Raw genomic sequence first — 15,740 nt, 5'->3', positions numbered from 1 at the left:
GTGTTCGGACCGGAGACATCGTGGACACGTGTGCGCCGACATAGTTGACGGATTATGTACCGGTTTCCTGATCCCGTAGATCAATCTGCATCAGCTTGTGATGAACGAAGAACACATCGAATAAACCATCTGTTTTAGGTGTTGGCCGGATGGCTACCGGCTGACCGCGTAATGGGTTGGAGAGCTTGAAGCGTCGCCCCCTGAAATTCAGTTCTCCGAACCACTTCACGGTCACGACGGTGTCATCGGGGCCGTATTCGATTTCAGGCAGGCGCTCGTCATAGGAGCGCGGGCTGACGAGGTAGCGTGTCACTGGTGTAGCCATATGCAGAGCCTCATGAGGGCGCTGGTGGTTGTAAATTTGCCGCCACTTATCGAAGGCCTGCTGGGCATGATCCAGCGTTTCGAAACTACGTCCGTTGAGGACCTCGGCCTTGAGAGAGCGGTGGAAGCGCTCCTCTTTGCCATTGGTCTGTGGGTGGTACGGGCGACTGAAGCTCAAGCGAATGCCCAGTCGAATTAGCCAAATGGCCAGCTCCGTCACCTGTCCAGGCTGGCGTGCGCACCCCCAAGGGGCACCGTTGTCCGTATTCATCCGCACTGGCAGGCCGTAGCGCTGAAAAATGCCTGTCAGTTGCTCTTGCACCGTGCGGTAGCGTTGTTCTGAGCAGGCTCGCAGCCCTAGGTTAAAGCGTGAGTGGTCGTCCAGCACCGTCAGGGGATGGCAGGGGCCTTGGGATGTATGAAAGTGGCCCTTGAAATCCATCTGCCAAAGATCGTTGGGATGGTCATGCTCGAAACGTTGCCAGGGCGCAGCCGCTTCCGAGGCTCGCGGATCAATAAGGTCATACCTGTGCAGGATATTGGTGATAGTGCTCGGGGCTAGGGAAGCATGCCCTAGGTCCGTCAAGCGCCGGCTCAATTTACGACCGCCCCACGCCGGGTGCTGCTTGCGCAGCTCGATCACCGTTCGCTCGATCTGTGCATCGGTCAAGTGAGGGCTGTTCTTGGGTCGCCTGGACTGCTCGACCAAGCCGGATGTTCCTTGCTGCGCGTAACGGGTCAGCCATTTGTAGGCCGTTTGTGGACTGATTCCGAACCGCCGGCACAATTCGCGGCGGTTGGCACCTTCCTGCCGGGCAAGCAGGACAAATTCTTCTTTCAGGCTCATAGCGTCTCTCGCATTCCAGGGCATAGTGGTTTCCCGGCAAGGTTGGCTCGCCGGAAGTGTCAACCATGTCCCCGCACACCTGTCAGCTATGTGTCCGGTCTATACACACAAGCAAAGAAAAGTGAGGCGCCCGGCGGGGCGCAACAGAAACTCTCAATCAACAGTGATAATCAGCCCGGCAAAGGAAATAACCACATCATCGGATTTTCAATCCGAATACCCGCTGCAACAGCCACCATCTAGAGTCTCAGCACAATGCTGGCCAGCTTTAGGGCGATGTATCAGCGCCCCGCCAGCAATGCCTTGCCGCGCTCCACCGCCGCCCGCACCTGATTCGGTGCCGTGCCGCCAATATGGTCGCGGGCATTCACCGAGCCTTCCAGCGTCAGCACGGCGAACACATCATCGGTGATCTGCTCACTGAACTGACGCAGTTCGTCGAGGCTCATCTCGGCCAGGTCCTTGCCGCTCTGCACGCCGTACTTAACGGCGTGGCCGACGATTTCGTGGCAGTCGCGGAACGGCAGGCCCTTGCGTACCAGGTAATCGGCCAGGTCGGTGGCGGTGGAGAAGCCGCGGCGGGCCGCTTCACGCATGATCTCGCGCTTGGGCTTGATCGCCGGGACCATGTCGGCGAAGGCACGCAGGCTGTCGCGCAGGGTGTCGGCCGCGTCGAACAGCGGTTCCTTGTCTTCCTGGTTGTCCTTGTTGTAGGCCAGTGGCTGGCCCTTCATCAGGGTCAAGAGGCCCATCAGCGCGCCGAACACGCGGCCGCTCTTGCCGCGCACCAGTTCGGGTACGTCCGGGTTCTTCTTCTGCGGCATGATCGAGCTACCGGTGCAGAAGCGGTCCGGCAGGTCGATGAACTGGAACTGGGCGGAGGTCCACAGCACCAGCTCTTCGGAGAAGCGCGACAGGTGCATCATCGCCAGCGAGGCGGCGGCGCAGAATTCGATGGCGAAGTCACGATCCGATACGCCGTCCAGTGAATTGCCGCCCACGGCATCGAAACCCAGCAGTGCGGCGGTGACTTCACGCTGGATCGGGTAAGTGGTGCCGGCCAGCGCGGCCGAGCCCAGCGGCATGCGGTTGACCCGCTTGCGGCAGTCGACCAGGCGCTCGTAGTCGCGGCTGAGCATCTCGAACCAGGCCAGCAGGTGGTGGCCGAAGCTCACCGGCTGGGCGGTCTGCAGGTGGGTGAAGCCGGGCATGATGGTGTCGGCTTCGGCCTCCGCCAGCCCCAGCAGGCCCTGTTGCAGGCGGGTGATTTCGGCGAGGATCAGGTCGATCTCGTCGCGCAGCCACAGGCGGATGTCGGTGGCCACCTGGTCGTTGCGGCTACGCCCGGTGTGCAGTTTCTTGCCGGTAACACCGATGCGGTCGGTCAGGCGCGCCTCGATATTCATGTGCACGTCTTCCAGGTCGACGCGCCAGTCGAACTGGCCGGCCTCGATCTCGCCCTGGATCTGCTTCAGTCCGGCCTCGATGGCGTCACGTTCTTCCGCGGTGAGCACGCCGACCTTGGCCAGCATGCTCGCATGGGCGATCGAGCCCATGATGTCGTGGCGATACAGGCGCTTGTCGAAATCCACCGAGGCGGTAAAGCGGGCGACGAAGGCATCGACGGGCTCGCTGAAGCGGCCGCCCCAGGACTGGTTGGTCTTTTCTTGGCTCATGGCTGACTCGTGACAGGGGCAGGCGCATTGCCTGCGGAACGGATAAAGTGGGCCGATAATAACAGGCACAAGGCCGCCTTCGCGCGTCCCTCTGCCGGAATGCCCCGGACAAGCGAGCGCTTGCCAGCCCAGCTGCATGCGAGGACAGCCATGCACATGAACAAGAACTGGTTCAAGCCACAGCCAGCGCCGGTCGTCGAGGACGATTTCTTCCTGCCCGAGCTGTGCCAGCCCGAAGCGCTGTTCAGCATGATCCTGCTGGCCGAGCTGCTGGTGCTGGTACTGGTACTGGCCGAGCCGATCATGCAGGGTTTCGACTGGGTGCGCCTGGCCCTGGCCTCGGTGTTCGTGCAGTGGATCGTGCTGCTCTCGGCGGCACTGCTTTGCCGCCTGCGGCCATTGCTGGCGCGTCTGCCCGCGGCCGCGGCCGGGATTTTGAGCTGCGCGGTGGTGGTCGGGCTGACGCTGGGCTGCTCGGCGGTCGCCGACTTTTTCAATCTGGGTGGGCAGCTGCAGCGCAGTGGTGAAGTCAATTTCTACCTGCGCCACGGGCTTATCGCGCTGATCATGTCGGCGCTGTTGTTGCGCTACTTCTACCTGCAGAGCCAGTGGCGCCGCCAGCAGCAGGCCGAACTCGGGGCGCGCATCGAGTCGCTGCAGGCACGCATCCGCCCGCACTTCCTGTTCAACAGCCTGAACAGCATCGCCAGTCTGGTGGCCAGCGATCCGCACAAGGCCGAGCAGGCGGTGCTCGACCTTTCCGACCTGTTCCGCGCCAGCCTGGCCCGGCCGGGGGTGCTGGTCGCCTGGCATGATGAACTGGAGCTGGCCCGGCGCTACCTGTCGATCGAGCAGTACCGTCTCGGCCCGCGCCTGCAGCTGGAGTGGCAGGTCGACGAAGTGCCGGCCCAACTGCCGATTCCCCAGCTGACCCTGCAACCCTTGCTGGAAAACGCCCTGATCCACGGCATTCAGCCGCGCATCGAGGGCGGCCTGGTGCGGGTCGAGGGGCATTATCGCGACGGCATGTTCGAACTGTGCGTGAGCAATCCCTATGATCCGCTGGCCGAAGAGCGGCCGTCACGCGGCACCCAGCAGGCCCTGCACAACATCGAGGCGCGCCTGGCGGCGATTTTTGGCCCGCAGGCAAGATTAATTGTCGATCGGCGTGACGGTCGCCATTTCACTTGTCTACGCTATCCTTGTGCGAGTTTGCCGCAGGAAGCATGAGCTCTATGAATGTCCTGATTGTCGATGACGAACCCCTGGCCCGCGAGCGCCTGGCCAGACTGCTGGCACAGATTCCCGGTTGCCGGGTGCTGGAGCCGTCTGCCAGCAATGGCGAAGAGGCGCTGCTGCTGATCGACAGCCTGAAACCGGACGTGGTCCTGCTGGATATCCGCATGCCGGGCATGGACGGCCTGCAGGTGGCGGCCAAATTGTGCGAGCGCGATGCGCCGCCGGCGGTGATCTTCTGCACCGCACATGACGAGTTCGCCCTGGAGGCCTTCCAGGTCAGTGCCGTGGGTTATCTGGTCAAGCCGGTGCGCCCCGAGGCGCTGGCCGAGGCGCTGAAGAAGGCCGAGCGGCCGAACCGCGTGCAACTGGCCGCGCTGACCCGCCCGGCACTTGATGTCGAGGGTGGGCCGCGCACGCATATCAGTGCGCGCACGCGCAAGGGCATCGAGCTGATTCCGCTGGAACAGGTGATCTTCTTCATCGCCGACCACAAGTACGTCACCCTGCGCCATCCGCAGGGCGAGGTGCTGCTCGACGAGCCGCTGAAGGCCCTGGAGGACGAATTCGGCGAGCGCTTCGTGCGCATCCACCGCAACGCGCTGGTGGCCCGTGAGCGCATCGAGCGCCTGCAACGCACCGCTCTCGGGCATTTCCAGCTGTACCTGCGCGGCCTCAACGGCGAGCCACTGACCGTCAGCCGGCGGCACGTGGCCGGCGTGCGCAAGCTGATGAACCAGCTCTAGCAAGCACTGTCCAGCTCCCGCCCGGAGGGTCGCACGGTATCCCGGCGGCCGCTGGCGGTGCTGCCTTGGTGGGCGGGCGGCCTGTTATGATGCCGGCTCCTCATCGTCCGAGAGTCACCATGTCCTTCCGCCCGATCCGCATCGCAACCCGCAAGAGTGCCCTGGCCCTGTGGCAGGCCGAATTCGTCAAGGCTGCCCTGGAACGGGCGCATCCGGGCATCCAGGTCAGCCTGGTGCCGATGGTCAGTCGCGGTGACAAGCTGCTCGATGCGCCGCTGGCGAAGATCGGCGGCAAGGGCCTGTTCGTCAAGGAACTGGAAACCGCGCTGCTGGACAACGAGGCGGATATCGCGGTGCATTCGATGAAGGACGTGCCGATGGATTTTCCCGCGGGGCTCGGCCTGTTCTGCATCTGCGAGCGCGAAGACCCGCGCGATGCCTTTGTCTCCAACACCTATGCCAGTCTTGACGCCCTGCCGGCCGGCAGTGTGGTCGGCACCTCCAGCCTGCGTCGCCAGGCCCAGTTGCTGGCGCGGCGGCCGGACCTGCAGATCCGCTTCCTGCGTGGCAACGTCAACACCCGCCTGGCCAAGCTGGATGCCGGTGAGTACGACGCCATCATTCTCGCCGCGGCCGGGCTGATCCGCCTCGGCTTTGCGCCGCGCATCCGTTCCTCGATCAGCACCGAGGACAGCCTGCCGGCGGGCGGCCAGGGCGCCGTGGGCATCGAGTGCCGCAGTGCCGACAGCGACATCCATGCCTTGCTCGCCCCGTTGCACCACGCCGAAACGGCGCTGCGGGTGACTGCCGAGCGGGCGCTGAACAAGCACCTGAATGGTGGTTGCCAGGTGCCGATCGCCTGTTATGCGCTACTTGAGGGCGATCAACTGTGGCTGCGCGGGCTGGTCGGTCAGCCGGACGGCGGCCAGCTGTTGCGTGCCGAGGGGCGTGCTGTCGCCGAGGCTGCCGAGGCGCTGGGGGTGCAGGTGGCCGAGGCGTTGCTGGCGCAGGGCGCGGCGGACATCCTCAAGGCCGTGTATGGCGAGGCCGGCCATCCGTGAGCGCTTGGCGCCTGCTGCTGACGCGCCCGGCCGAGGAGGCCAAAAGCCTGGCCGCGACCCTCGCCGAGCACGGCGTATTCACCAGCAGCCTGCCGCTGCTGGCGATCCAGGCGTTACCGGAAACCCCCGGGCAGCGCGCCCGGATGCTTGACCTGGAGCGCTATGCCGCGGTCATCGTGGTCAGCAAGGCCGCCGCCCGCCTGGGCCTGGAACGGCTCGCCCGCTACTGGCCGCAACCCCCGCAGCAGCCATGGTTCAGCGTCGGCGCGGCAACCGGCCGGCTGCTTGCCGATCACGGGCTGAATGCCTGCTGGCCAGCGTCCGGCGAGGACAGCGAAGCATTGCTGCAGCTGCCGCAACTGCGCAGTGCCGTGCAGGTTGCCGAGCCGCGGGTACTGATCATCAAGGGTGAGGGCGGACGCGAACTGCTTGCCGAACGCTTGCGCGCGCAGGGGGTCACGGTTGACTATCTTTGCCTCTACCGGCGCACCTTGCCGGACTACCCGGCAGGCAGCCTGTGTGAGCGGATCCGCGCAGAACGGCTCAACGGCCTGCTGGTCAGCAGTGGCCAAGGGCTGGAGCACTTGCGCCAACTGGCGGCTGGCGACTGGCCACAGCTGGCGGGCTTGCCGCTGTTTGTGCCCAGCCAGCGGGTCGCGGCACAGGCCCGGGCCGCGGGTGCGCAACATGTTGTCGATTGCCGTGGCGCCAGCGCCGCGGCCCTGCTGGACGCGTTGCAGGCAGAACCTGTCCCGGCGCACTGAAGCGAGAAGGATAAGACCGTGAGCGAAGCAGCCATACCCGTCGAACCAGCCGTTGTGTCTTCTCGTCCGCCCGCCGCGGCCCGTGCCAGGGTTCCCGGCCGCGGCCTGGCCTGGCTGGCGTTGCTGGTGGCGTTGCTGGCGGCGGCTGCCGCCGGCTGGGGCATCTGGCAACAACAGCAACTGCAAGCCCGCTCGACGCTGCAGGCACAGCTGGACGCCCTGCACGAGCAGGTCAGCGGGCTGGACGGCCGCGGCCGGCTGCTGCAGGACAGGCTGGCCAATTTTGCCCCGGTCGCCGAACTGGCGGCCCAGCAGCAGCTGCTGACCCAGCTGCAGGGCGACCAGCAGGCGCTCAACCAGCGCGTGTCGCGCGTGCTCGGCGCCAGTCGCCAGAGCTGGCGGCTGGCCGAGGCGGAGCACCTGCTGCGATTGGCCAGCCTGCGCCTGGTGGCCCTGCAGGACATCAACAGTGCGCTGGTGCTGGTGCAGGGCGTCAACGAGATTCTGCGCGAACAGGATGATCCGGATGCGTTCGCCGCCCGCGAGCAGGTGGCCAAACTGTTGCAGTCGCTGCGCAGCGTCGAGCAGCCGGATCGCAGCGGGCTGTTTCTGCAGTTGGCGGCGCTGCGCGAGCAGGTTCCCGGCCTGCAGCCGCTGGCGCCGGTGTTCACCAGCAGCGGCGAAGTATTTGCCAGCGCCGCCGCCGAAGGCGATGGCAGCAATCGCCTGGCCCAGTGGCGGGAGCGCCTGTCGCGGTATTTCCGCATCCAGCTGGATGCCAGCCAGGATGTACGTCCGCTGCTCGCCGGCGAGCAGCTCGATCAGGTGCGCCTGGCCCTCAGTCTGGCTCTGGAGCAGGCGCAGTGGGCGGCGCTGAATGCCGACGCCAAGGTCTATCCGGTGGCCCTGCGCCAGGCCGCGGCCATCCTCCAGGCGACCTTTCAGCAGGACAATGCCCAGGCCCGCGCGCTGCTCGCCAGTATCGAGCAGCTCGCCAGCCAGCCGGTCTCGATCAGCGTGCCCGACCTGCAGCCGGCCCTGGCGGCGTTGCAGGCCTATATCGCGCGGCGCTTGCAGGCGGAGGAGCAGCCAGCCGCAGCTGCCCCGGGAGAGCAGCCATGAACCGCCTGGCCCTGCTGCTTCTGCTGGTGGTAGCCGGGGCGGCGGCACTGGGTATGGCCATCGCGCAGAATGCCGGCTATGTGCTGGTTGCCTATCAGGGCTTTCGTTTCGAGGCCAGCCTGTGGGCAACGCTGGGACTGGTTGCGGCGGTCTGGGCGCTGTTTTATGGCCTGCGCTTTCTCCTCGGCCTGCTGCTCGGTTCGATCGGTCTGGTCAATCCATGGTCGGGGCGCAACCGGAGCCGCCGTGCCCGCTTGTCCGCCGAGCAGGGTTTCATGGACCTGCAGGAAGGCCGCTGGGTGCGCGCGCAGCGCCATCTGTTGCGGGCCGCCGAGGGTTCCGAGCAGCCGCTGATGTATTACCTCGGCGCGGCGCGGGCGGCGCAGCAGCTGGGCAAGTCCGCGGAGGCCGATGCGCTGCTGGAGCGGGCGCTCAACCGCCAGCCCAGGGCGGAGCTGGCCGTGGCCCTGGCGCATGCTGAACTGCAGGTGACGCGCGGTGATCGCGCGGCGGCCCGCGAAACCCTGCAGGCCATGCAACAGCGTTACCCGGAGCATCACCAGGTCTTGCGCGAACTGGCCTGGCTGTATCGCGACAGCCGTGATTTTTCTGCGTTGCTCGGCCTGCTGCCGCAACTGCGCAAGAGCAAGGCACTGAGTACGCAAGAGCTGTCGACGCTGGAGTTGCAGACCTGGCAGGGCCGCCTGGACGAGGTCGCGCAGGAGGGCGGCGATACGCTGCAGGCGCTCAACGCCGCCTGGCAGCAGGTATCGGCGAGCCTGCGCCAGCAGCCGGAATTGCTCCTCGGCTATGCCGGGCAGCTGCACCGGCTGGGCGCCGATGCCGAAGCCGAACAACTGCTGCGCAAGGCCATCAGACTCAACTATGACGCGCGTCTGGTGCGTCTTTACGGCCTGCTGCGCGGCAGCGATGCGTTGCAGCAGCTGCACACGGCCGAAGGCTGGCTGCCGCAGCAGCCCAAGGATCCGCTGTTGCTGCTCAGCCTGGGTCGCCTGTGTCTGAGTGCCGGCCTGTGGGGCAAGGCACGGGACTACTTCGAGGCCAGCCTGGTCTTGCAGCCGGCGGCGGAAAGCTGCACGGAACTGGCGCGCCTGCTCGGTCGCCTGGGCGAGGTCGAACGCAGCCATCAGCTGTACCAGCAGGGCCTGGAGCTGCTCGGCCAGGCATTGCCGGCGCTGCCGTTGCCGCCGCTCGGCAAGCTGGCGGGCTGAACCGCTTGCGGCCTTTGATCGGCTGCCTGGCCGGTTTGATCCGCCGGCCGGTCCTTCAGCCTTGAAAGCCTGGCGGGCTTTCCTTACCGTAGCGGTCTTCCTGCCCTTTCCGGAGCCACCATGCCCTTTGTCAGTTCGCGTGCCCTGTTTCTGCTGGCCTTCATCGGCTGCCTGCTGGTCATGCTCGGTGCGCTCTACCTCGAGCATGTGGTCGGCCTGGAGCCCTGTCCGCTGTGCGTGGTGCAGCGCATCTGCGTGATCCTGTTCGGCCTGGTGTGCCTGCTGGCCGCCCTGCAGGGTCCGGGCCTGCTCGGCCAGCGCCTGTACGCCCTGCTGCTGTTGCTGTTGGCTGCCGCCGGTGGCGGTACCGCGGCGCGCCAGGTCTACCTGCAGACAGTGCCGGCCGACCAGTTGCCCGCCTGCATCCCGCCGCTGGATTACCTGATGGACGCCCTGCCGTTCCAGGAAATCGTCCGCGTGGTGCTGCATGGCAGCGCCGACTGTGCCGAGGTCAGCTGGACGCTGTTTACCCTGAGCCTGCCCGAATGGAGTCTGCTGGCCTTTGCCGGCATGCTGCTCTTCGGCCTGGTGCAGTTGCTGCGCCGGGCCTGACGCTGGCCGGCCATGCGCCGCTTTATCGAGGTCATCCACCATGTGTCGCCTTGTCGTGGTCTTTGTCTTTTGCCTGCTTGCCGGCTGCAGCAACCATTCGATTGAGCGTTATGCGCAGCAACAGCCCGCGCTGCAGCTGGATGAGTATTTCAACGGCGAACTGGAAGCCTGGGGCATGTTCCAGAACCGCTCGGGCGAGGTGGTCAAGCGCTTCCATGTGGCCCTGACCGGCAGTTGGCAAGGCGATGTCGGGACTCTGGACGAGCGCTTCACCTACAGCGATGGCACCACCGAGCGGCGCGTCTGGACGCTGCGCCGGCAAGCCGACGGGAGTTGGCGCGGCACGGCTGCCGATGTGCTCGGCGAAGCCATTGGCGAGCTCTCCGGCAATGCTTTGCACTGGCGTTACCAGCTATTGCTGAAGGTCGACGGGGACACCTATGTGGTCGACTTTGACGACTGGATGTTTCTGCTCGATCAGCGCGTGATGCTGAACCGCGCGCGGATGTCCAAGTGGGGGGTTGACCTGGGCGAGGTGACCCTCAGTTTCACCAGGCCGCTGCCGCGATCTGCCCGGGATTAAACAGCCGTATGAAACTTTCCGCAGGGCCCGGGTTGTAGGCGTGCGCCGTGCGGAATACTCTGTTTTCCCGCGCTGTTTGCCAGCGCTGCGCCGATCACGCCTTCCCAGGCGATCTTGCCTGAGGCATCTTGAGCCCTGAGGATCGGCAATAAAATCAAGACACCAAGGGAAGCGAAAGCATCATGTTAGAGAGCTGCCAAAATGCCCAGGAACGCTGGGGTGGGTTGCACCTGATGATTGATCGCTGGCTACAAGAGCGCCGTCAGCTGGTTAGCACCTACAAAGAGCTGAATGTCGACCAACATGCCCCGGCGGCCAATGCCGTTGACCTGCAAGGCTTCTGTGAAGTGCTGGTCGACTATGTCTCGGCCGGCCACTTCGAAATCTACGAGCAGCTGCTGCAGGAAGCGCGCGCCTTTGACGATCAGCGCGGCCTCGAGCTGGCCCGGCAGATATACCCGCGGATCGAGGCAATTACCCAGGCTGCACTGGCATTCAATGATCACTGCGACAACGGCGACTGTCGTGAGAGCAAATCACTGCACGACGAGCTCGAGCAGCTGGGCCGCTTGCTGCAGGAGCGTTTCGAGCTGGAAGACTGCCTGATCGAGGTGCTGCACAACGCGCACCAGCAGAAGGCCGTACAGCCAGCCTGATGGCTGGCGGCCGTACGCGGTCGTCGAGCATTTCAGCAGGCCAGCCGGCGGCATGCCGGGGGTTTTTGCTGCGCGGCTACCGGTGTGCCGGCAAGCCCCGGGCTTGGCCGGTTTTACGGCCTGTAGCAGCCCGGCCAGCCGCGAAGATGACAGTCTCGTGAAGATGCACCCGGGATGGCCGAGAATTACGCCGGCTGTTCTGGTCTGGCCGACACTCCGGGGCTACTATGAAAAAAACCAACGCGCCAGGAGGCGAGTCATGCCGGCAAAGAAAAAAGCTCTTCCAACCCCCCTGCACCTGCTGCAGGATCTTTCCACCAGCCTTGTTGCCCATCTGGAAAACGCCTGCGCGAAAGCCATGGCCGATGCCGAGTCGATCCTCGGCAAGCTGGAAAAGGAACGTGGCAAGGCCCAGGAAAAGCTGCACAAGAATCGGCTGAAGCTGCAGGATGCCGCCGCCGCCGGCAAGGCCAAGGCCCAGGCCAAGGCGCGCAAGAGTGTTGCCGAGCTGGAAGACATGCTGGACTCGCTGAAGGATCGGCAGGCGCAAACCCTGCAGTACATTGCCGATCTCAAGCGCGATGCCCAGGAAAGCATGACCCTGGCACAGGGCGTGAGCAAGGTCCGCGAGGCCGTCGGCAAGGCGCTGAACCTGCGTGAAGCCAAGCCTGCTGCAGCCAAGGCGCCGGCAGCCAAGGCCGCACCGGTAAAGGCTGCAGCCAAACCCGCCGCCAAGGCAGCGGCCAAGCCGGTTGCCCGTGCCGCAGCAAAACCAGCGCCAGCCGCTACCGCCAAGCCGGCGACCAAACCCGCCGCCAAGGCACCGGCGAAGGCTCCGGCCAGGCCGCGCACACCCGCTGCCGCCAAGCCAGCAGCGGCCGCCGCCAAACCGGCTGCCGCCAAGCCCGCCGTGGCCCGCAAGCCCGCCGTGCGCAAGCCTGCCGCCAAACCCGCCGCCGCTCCCGCGGCTGCGACACCCGCTGCTACGCCAGCAAAGCCGGCCGTTTAAGCGGCACTGGCCGCGATGCGCAGTTCCTCCAGCGCATCGCGGTTATCCCTTCCGGCAATCCCGGCGAGGCTGCCCAGCCAGTCGCCGGCCTCTTCTGCGGGCCAGTCCCGGCTGAATTGTTCAAGCTGCAGCAGCAGCGAGCGCTCGGCTTGCAGTTCGAGTGACTTTACCTGTTCGCGCAACTGCGCCAGTTGCTGATCCTGCTGCGCCGCATGCCGCCAGTTCAGGCGCAATTGCCGCAACGGCTTGACCACCTCGTGCTGCCAGGGGCGGGCCAGGGCCTGCAGGGCCGCGCAGCGTTCCTCGGTGCACGTCGCCTGGCGCCGTTCCAGCCAGAGTCCGGTCAGTAGCAGGCAGACATCGGCGCCACTGGCCTGCAGGCGCAGGCAGGCCCTTTCCGTGGCGGGATGGGCGTACACCGTTTGGGCAAAGCCCCACAGATCAATCGACATGGCGTACTCCGGACGGTATGGCTCTGAAAGCTGATAAACTCCGCCGCCGCGACGGCCTGTAGAGTGTTATCTGCAGCGGCTGTTGAACCCTTTTAGCGTTCGGCACACCGCGCCGACAGCACCTCCCGGACTGGATCAGATGATTCGACTGCAAAATCTTGTTCTCCAGCGCGGCCCGCAGCGTTTGCTTGATGGCGCTGAGCTTACCCTGCATCCGGGGCAGAAGGCGGGTTTGATTGGGGCCAATGGGGCCGGCAAGTCGAGTTTGTTCGCCCTGTTGCGCGGCGAACTGAGCGCCGACGGCGGCGATTGCCTGATGCCGCCGGACTGGCGCATCGCCCACATGCAGCAGGAAGTCAGCGATCTCGAGCGCCAGGCGGCGGACTATGTGCTGGATGGCGACCAGCACCTGCGTGCGATCCAGCGCGAGCTGGCCAGCGCCGAAGCGGCGCATGACGGTGCGGCGATCGCCCGCCTGCATGTCGATCTGGACAGCGCCGACGGCTACAGCGCCGACGCGCGGGCGCGCAAGCTGCTGGCCGGACTGGGTTTCAGCAACGAGCAGATGGAGCGCCCGGTCGGCGACTTTTCCGGTGGCTGGCGCATGCGCCTGAACCTGGCGCAGGCACTGATGTGTCCGTCGGACCTGTTGCTGCTGGATGAGCCGACCAACCACCTAGATCTGGATGCCATTCTCTGGCTGGAAGACTGGCTGAAAAGCTATCCCGGCACCTTGCTGCTGATTTCCCACGACCGCGACTTCCTCGATGCGGTGGTCGACCACATCGTGCATCTGGAACAGCAAAAGCTGACCCTCTATCGCGGTGGCTATTCGGCCTTCGAGCGCACCCGTGCCGAGCGCCTGGCCCAGCAGCAGCAGGCCTTCGAGAAGCAGCAGGCGCAGCGTGCGCACATGGAAAAATACATCGCCCGCTTCAAGGCACAGGCGACCAAGGCCCGCCAGGCGCAGAGCCGCATCAAGGCGCTGGAGCGCCTGGAAGAGCTGGCGCCGGCGCATGTCGATTCGCCGTTCGACTTCACTTTTCGCGAGTCGCAGAAGATTTCCAGCCCGTTGCTCGACCTCGCCGAAGGCCGCCTCGGGTATGGCGACAAGGCCGTGCTGGACAAGGTCAAGCTGCAGCTGGCGCCCGGCGCGCGGATAGGCCTGCTGGGCCCCAACGGTGCCGGCAAGTCGACCCTGATCAAGACCCTCGCTGGCGAGTTGCAGCCGCTGGGTGGCCGGTTGCAGCGTGGCGAGAATCTGTCCATCGGCTACTTTGCCCAGCATCAGCTGGACTCGCTGGATGACCAGGCCAGTCCGCTGCTGCACCTGCAGCGGATTGCCGCGAGCGAGCGCGAGCAGACCCTGCGCGACTTTCTCGGTGGCTTCGATTTTCGCGGGCCGCGCTGTGACGAGGCGGTGGTGAATTTCTCTGGTGGCGAGAAAGCCCGGCTGGCGCTGGCGCTGATCGCCTGGCAGCGGCCGAACCTGCTGCTGCTGGATGAGCCGACCAACCACCTTGATCTGGAAATGCGCCTGGCTCTGACCATGGCGCTGCAGGACTTTGCCGGCGCGGTGCTGGTGGTCTCGCACGACCGTCATCTGCTGAAAAGCACTACTGACGAGTTCCTGCTGGTGGCCAATGGTCGCGTCGAGGTCTTTGATGGCGACCTTGATGACTATGCGCGCTGGCTGGTCGACTACCGCGCGCAACAGGCGCCTGCCGTCAGTGGCGAAGCGGCTGCCGACAAGACCGACAAACGCGCCCAGCGCCAGGCCGCGGCGGCCCTGCGCCAGCAGCTGGCACCGCACCGGCGCGAGGCGGAGAAGCTGGAAAAGTCCCTGGGGCAGCTGCATGAGCAGCTGGCCAGCGTGGAAGCCCAGCTGGGCGATGCAGCTATCTATGAAGCGGCGCGCAAGGATGAGTTGCGCGATCTGCTGGCCGAACAGGCGCGCCTGAAAAGCCGCGAGGCGCAGCTGGAAGACTCCTGGATGAGCGCGCTGGAACTACTCGAAACACTGGAACAACAACTGGCTCAGGCCGACTAGACTCGATCAATTACTTTATATGTGAGGCATACACCCATGGATTTGCTGATGACCCCGGAACTCTGGGTCGCGTTTCTGACCCTGACTGCACTGGAAATCGTCCTCGGGATCGACAACATCATCTTCATCTCGATCCTGGTCAGCCGCCTGCCGAAAGAGCAGCAGGCGCGCGGGCGGATCTTCGGCCTGGGCCTGGCGATGTTCACCCGGATCGCGCTGCTGCTGTCGATCACCTGGGTGATGCGCCTGACCAATGACCTGTTCGAGGTGTTCGGCCAGGGCATCTCGGGACGCGACCTGATCCTGTTCTTCGGCGGCCTGTTCCTGCTGTTCAAGAGCACCATGGAGATCTACCACAGCATGGAAGTGGCCGAGGAAACCGAACAGAACGTCGGCAAGGCCTACGGCTTCATCGGCATCATCGTGCAGATCGCCATCATCGACATCATCTTCTCGCTGGACTCGGTGATCACCGCCGTCGGCCTGGTGCAGAACGTGCCGGTGATGATCGCCGCCATCGTGATTTCGGTGTTCGTGATGATGCTGGCCTCCGGCACCATCAGCGAGTTCATCGACAAGCATCCGTCACTCAAGGTGCTGGCGCTGTCCTTCCTGATCGTGGTGGGTACCGTGCTGGTGGCCGAAGCCTTTGAGGTGCATGTGCCGAAGGGTTATGTGTATTTCGCCATGGCCTTCTCGCTGGCGGTGGAAGCCATCAACATTCGCCTGCGTGCGGCGATGGGCAAGAAGTCCAGTCCGGTGCAGTTGCACAAGGGCTCGCCGGACTGAGGTGTGCCGGCTGGCTGGTGGTTGCGTTGAGCCGTTGCAGGCGGCGGAGGTATACCTCTAGGCAGGTTGCCGCCGCTCTATGCTGTGTCGGGGAGGATGTGATGCTTACTCGGTTGCCCAGATTGCTGGTCCTGTTGCCATTCGGTTGCGCCGGCTTGTTCATGTTCCTGCAACCGGCTGTAGCGGCGCCGGTTTATCAGTGGAAGGATGCGTCCGGCCAGACCGTTTTCTCCGATCAGCCACCGCCGGCCGGGGTTGCGGCAGAACAGCTGACGATGCCGGCACCGCCCTCTGCGGCTGATGTCGAGGCCTCACAGCAACGCACCAAAGCCATGCAGCAGCAAGCGGATCAGCTCAGTGCAGAGCGCCGCCAGCGTGAGCAGCGTGCCGCAGAGGCGGCAAAACAGGCGGCGGCACAGCAGCCCGAAGAGCCCGAAGAGCCCGAGCAAAATACCTACTACGACCCGCAAGCCTACTACCCGGACCGGCAGCCGATCTCCCGGCCACGGCCGCCACGCGGGGATCTCCCGGTACGGCCAGCGCAGCCCATCGTCATCCCGGGAGGAGCACGCAGGTGACTA

The 15,740-nt window shown here is 65.1% G+C and carries 16 protein-coding genes; 13 read left to right on the top strand and 3 right to left on the bottom strand.

Going from position 1 to position 15,740, the window contains the following annotated elements:
• Positions 1–52: 52 nt before the first annotated feature.
• The gene (locus ISX93_RS08660) at positions 53–1,195 is read right to left on the bottom strand and encodes an IS481 family transposase (RefSeq protein WP_195778316.1); all 1,143 of its coding nucleotides are present in this window, start codon (positions 1,193–1,195) and stop codon (positions 53–55) included.
• Between the two features lie 257 nt (positions 1,196–1,452).
• The gene (argH, locus tag ISX93_RS08655) at positions 1,453–2,847 is read right to left on the bottom strand and encodes an argininosuccinate lyase (RefSeq protein WP_195778315.1); all 1,395 of its coding nucleotides are present in this window, start codon (positions 2,845–2,847) and stop codon (positions 1,453–1,455) included.
• A gap of 156 nt (positions 2,848–3,003) precedes the next feature.
• Between argH and ISX93_RS08650 the strand changes: the two genes are divergently transcribed.
• The 10 genes from ISX93_RS08650 to ISX93_RS08605 all read left to right on the top strand — a co-directional run bounded on the left by ISX93_RS08650 (position 3,004) and on the right by ISX93_RS08605 (position 11,868).
• A complete protein-coding gene (locus tag ISX93_RS08650; RefSeq protein WP_195778314.1) occupies positions 3,004–4,077 on the top strand; it encodes a sensor histidine kinase in 1,074 nt (357 codons plus the stop codon).
• Between the two features lie 5 nt (positions 4,078–4,082).
• Complete coding sequence (locus ISX93_RS08645) at positions 4,083–4,829, top strand: LytR/AlgR family response regulator transcription factor (RefSeq protein ID WP_195778313.1); 747 nt, start codon at positions 4,083–4,085, stop codon at positions 4,827–4,829.
• Between the two features lie 119 nt (positions 4,830–4,948).
• Entirely contained in the window at positions 4,949–5,890 is a 942-nt protein-coding gene (gene hemC, locus ISX93_RS08640) for a hydroxymethylbilane synthase (RefSeq protein ID WP_195778312.1), read from the top strand.
• Positions 5,887–6,654 (top strand): uroporphyrinogen-III synthase, encoded by a 768-nt coding sequence (locus ISX93_RS08635; RefSeq protein WP_195778311.1) that lies wholly within the window; start codon positions 5,887–5,889, stop codon positions 6,652–6,654. The genes hemC and ISX93_RS08635 overlap by 4 nt, the downstream gene beginning before the upstream one ends.
• An 18-nt stretch (positions 6,655–6,672) precedes the next feature.
• Positions 6,673–7,776, top strand: a complete 1,104-nt coding sequence (locus ISX93_RS17115) for a uroporphyrinogen-III C-methyltransferase (RefSeq protein ID WP_195778310.1) — start codon at positions 6,673–6,675, stop codon at positions 7,774–7,776.
• Entirely contained in the window at positions 7,773–9,008 is a 1,236-nt protein-coding gene (locus ISX93_RS08625; protein ID WP_195778309.1) for a heme biosynthesis HemY N-terminal domain-containing protein, read from the top strand. Before ISX93_RS17115 ends, ISX93_RS08625 begins: the two co-directional genes overlap by 4 nt.
• A gap of 120 nt (positions 9,009–9,128) precedes the next feature.
• Positions 9,129–9,620, top strand: coding sequence for a disulfide bond formation protein B (locus tag ISX93_RS08620; RefSeq protein ID WP_195778308.1), 492 nt, complete (start codon positions 9,129–9,131; stop codon positions 9,618–9,620).
• Positions 9,621–9,660: 40 nt separating this feature from the next.
• Positions 9,661–10,203: a DUF3833 domain-containing protein gene (locus ISX93_RS08615; protein ID WP_195778307.1), complete on the top strand. Its 543-nt coding sequence runs from the start codon at positions 9,661–9,663 to the stop codon at positions 10,201–10,203.
• Between the two features lie 182 nt (positions 10,204–10,385).
• A complete protein-coding gene (gene rsd / locus ISX93_RS08610) occupies positions 10,386–10,859 on the top strand; it encodes a sigma D regulator (protein ID WP_195778306.1) in 474 nt (157 codons plus the stop codon).
• 259 nt (positions 10,860–11,118) lie between these two features.
• Positions 11,119–11,868, top strand: coding sequence for an AlgP family protein (locus ISX93_RS08605; RefSeq protein WP_195778305.1), 750 nt, complete (start codon positions 11,119–11,121; stop codon positions 11,866–11,868).
• On the opposite strand, the gene ISX93_RS08600 is transcribed toward ISX93_RS08605, so the two are convergent.
• Positions 11,865–12,320, bottom strand: coding sequence for a TIGR02444 family protein (locus ISX93_RS08600; RefSeq protein WP_195778304.1), 456 nt, complete (start codon positions 12,318–12,320; stop codon positions 11,865–11,867). The two genes, ISX93_RS08605 and ISX93_RS08600, sit on opposite strands and share 4 nt — an antisense overlap.
• A gap of 139 nt (positions 12,321–12,459) precedes the next feature.
• Here ISX93_RS08600 and ISX93_RS08595 point away from each other — a divergent pair, with 139 nt between their 5' ends.
• From ISX93_RS08595 to ISX93_RS08585, 3 genes are all read left to right on the top strand, one after another.
• A complete protein-coding gene (locus ISX93_RS08595; protein WP_195778303.1) occupies positions 12,460–14,370 on the top strand; it encodes an ATP-binding cassette domain-containing protein in 1,911 nt (636 codons plus the stop codon).
• Between the two features lie 36 nt (positions 14,371–14,406).
• The gene (locus ISX93_RS08590) at positions 14,407–15,159 is read left to right on the top strand and encodes a TerC family protein (protein ID WP_195778302.1); all 753 of its coding nucleotides are present in this window, start codon (positions 14,407–14,409) and stop codon (positions 15,157–15,159) included.
• Positions 15,160–15,260: 101 nt separating this feature from the next.
• Positions 15,261–15,737: a DUF4124 domain-containing protein gene (locus ISX93_RS08585; RefSeq protein ID WP_195778301.1), complete on the top strand. Its 477-nt coding sequence runs from the start codon at positions 15,261–15,263 to the stop codon at positions 15,735–15,737.
• Positions 15,738–15,740 lie beyond the last annotated feature (3 nt).

Source organism: Pseudomonas sp. N040, from assembly GCF_015637705.1.
Lineage (GTDB): Bacteria > Pseudomonadota > Gammaproteobacteria > Pseudomonadales > Pseudomonadaceae > Aquipseudomonas.
Note: the sequence above shows the minus strand (reverse complement) of the source record. Positions and strands in the feature narration are given on the sequence as shown.

Excerpts from the sequence above, each read along its gene's own strand:
- rsd (WP_195778306.1), top strand. The coding sequence starts at position 10,386 with ATGTTAGAGAGCTGCCAAAATGCCCAGGAACGCTGGGGTGGGTTGCAC.
- ISX93_RS08585 (WP_195778301.1), top strand. The coding sequence starts at position 15,261 with ATGCTTACTCGGTTGCCCAGATTGCTGGTCCTGTTGCCATTCGGTTGC.
- ISX93_RS08590 (WP_195778302.1), top strand. The coding sequence starts at position 14,407 with ATGGATTTGCTGATGACCCCGGAACTCTGGGTCGCGTTTCTGACCCTG.
- ISX93_RS08595 (WP_195778303.1), top strand. The coding sequence starts at position 12,460 with ATGATTCGACTGCAAAATCTTGTTCTCCAGCGCGGCCCGCAGCGTTTG.
- ISX93_RS08660 (WP_195778316.1), bottom strand. The coding sequence starts at position 1,195 with ATGCCCTGGAATGCGAGAGACGCTATGAGCCTGAAAGAAGAATTTGTC.
- argH (WP_195778315.1), bottom strand. The coding sequence starts at position 2,847 with ATGAGCCAAGAAAAGACCAACCAGTCCTGGGGCGGCCGCTTCAGCGAG.
- ISX93_RS08620 (WP_195778308.1), top strand. The coding sequence starts at position 9,129 with ATGCCCTTTGTCAGTTCGCGTGCCCTGTTTCTGCTGGCCTTCATCGGC.
- ISX93_RS08600 (WP_195778304.1), bottom strand. The coding sequence starts at position 12,320 with ATGTCGATTGATCTGTGGGGCTTTGCCCAAACGGTGTACGCCCATCCC.
- ISX93_RS08615 (WP_195778307.1), top strand. The coding sequence starts at position 9,661 with ATGTGTCGCCTTGTCGTGGTCTTTGTCTTTTGCCTGCTTGCCGGCTGC.
- ISX93_RS08645 (WP_195778313.1), top strand. The coding sequence starts at position 4,083 with ATGAATGTCCTGATTGTCGATGACGAACCCCTGGCCCGCGAGCGCCTG.
- ISX93_RS08625 (WP_195778309.1), top strand. The coding sequence starts at position 7,773 with ATGAACCGCCTGGCCCTGCTGCTTCTGCTGGTGGTAGCCGGGGCGGCG.
- ISX93_RS08650 (WP_195778314.1), top strand. The coding sequence starts at position 3,004 with ATGAACAAGAACTGGTTCAAGCCACAGCCAGCGCCGGTCGTCGAGGAC.
- hemC (WP_195778312.1), top strand. The coding sequence starts at position 4,949 with ATGTCCTTCCGCCCGATCCGCATCGCAACCCGCAAGAGTGCCCTGGCC.
- ISX93_RS08605 (WP_195778305.1), top strand. The coding sequence starts at position 11,119 with ATGCCGGCAAAGAAAAAAGCTCTTCCAACCCCCCTGCACCTGCTGCAG.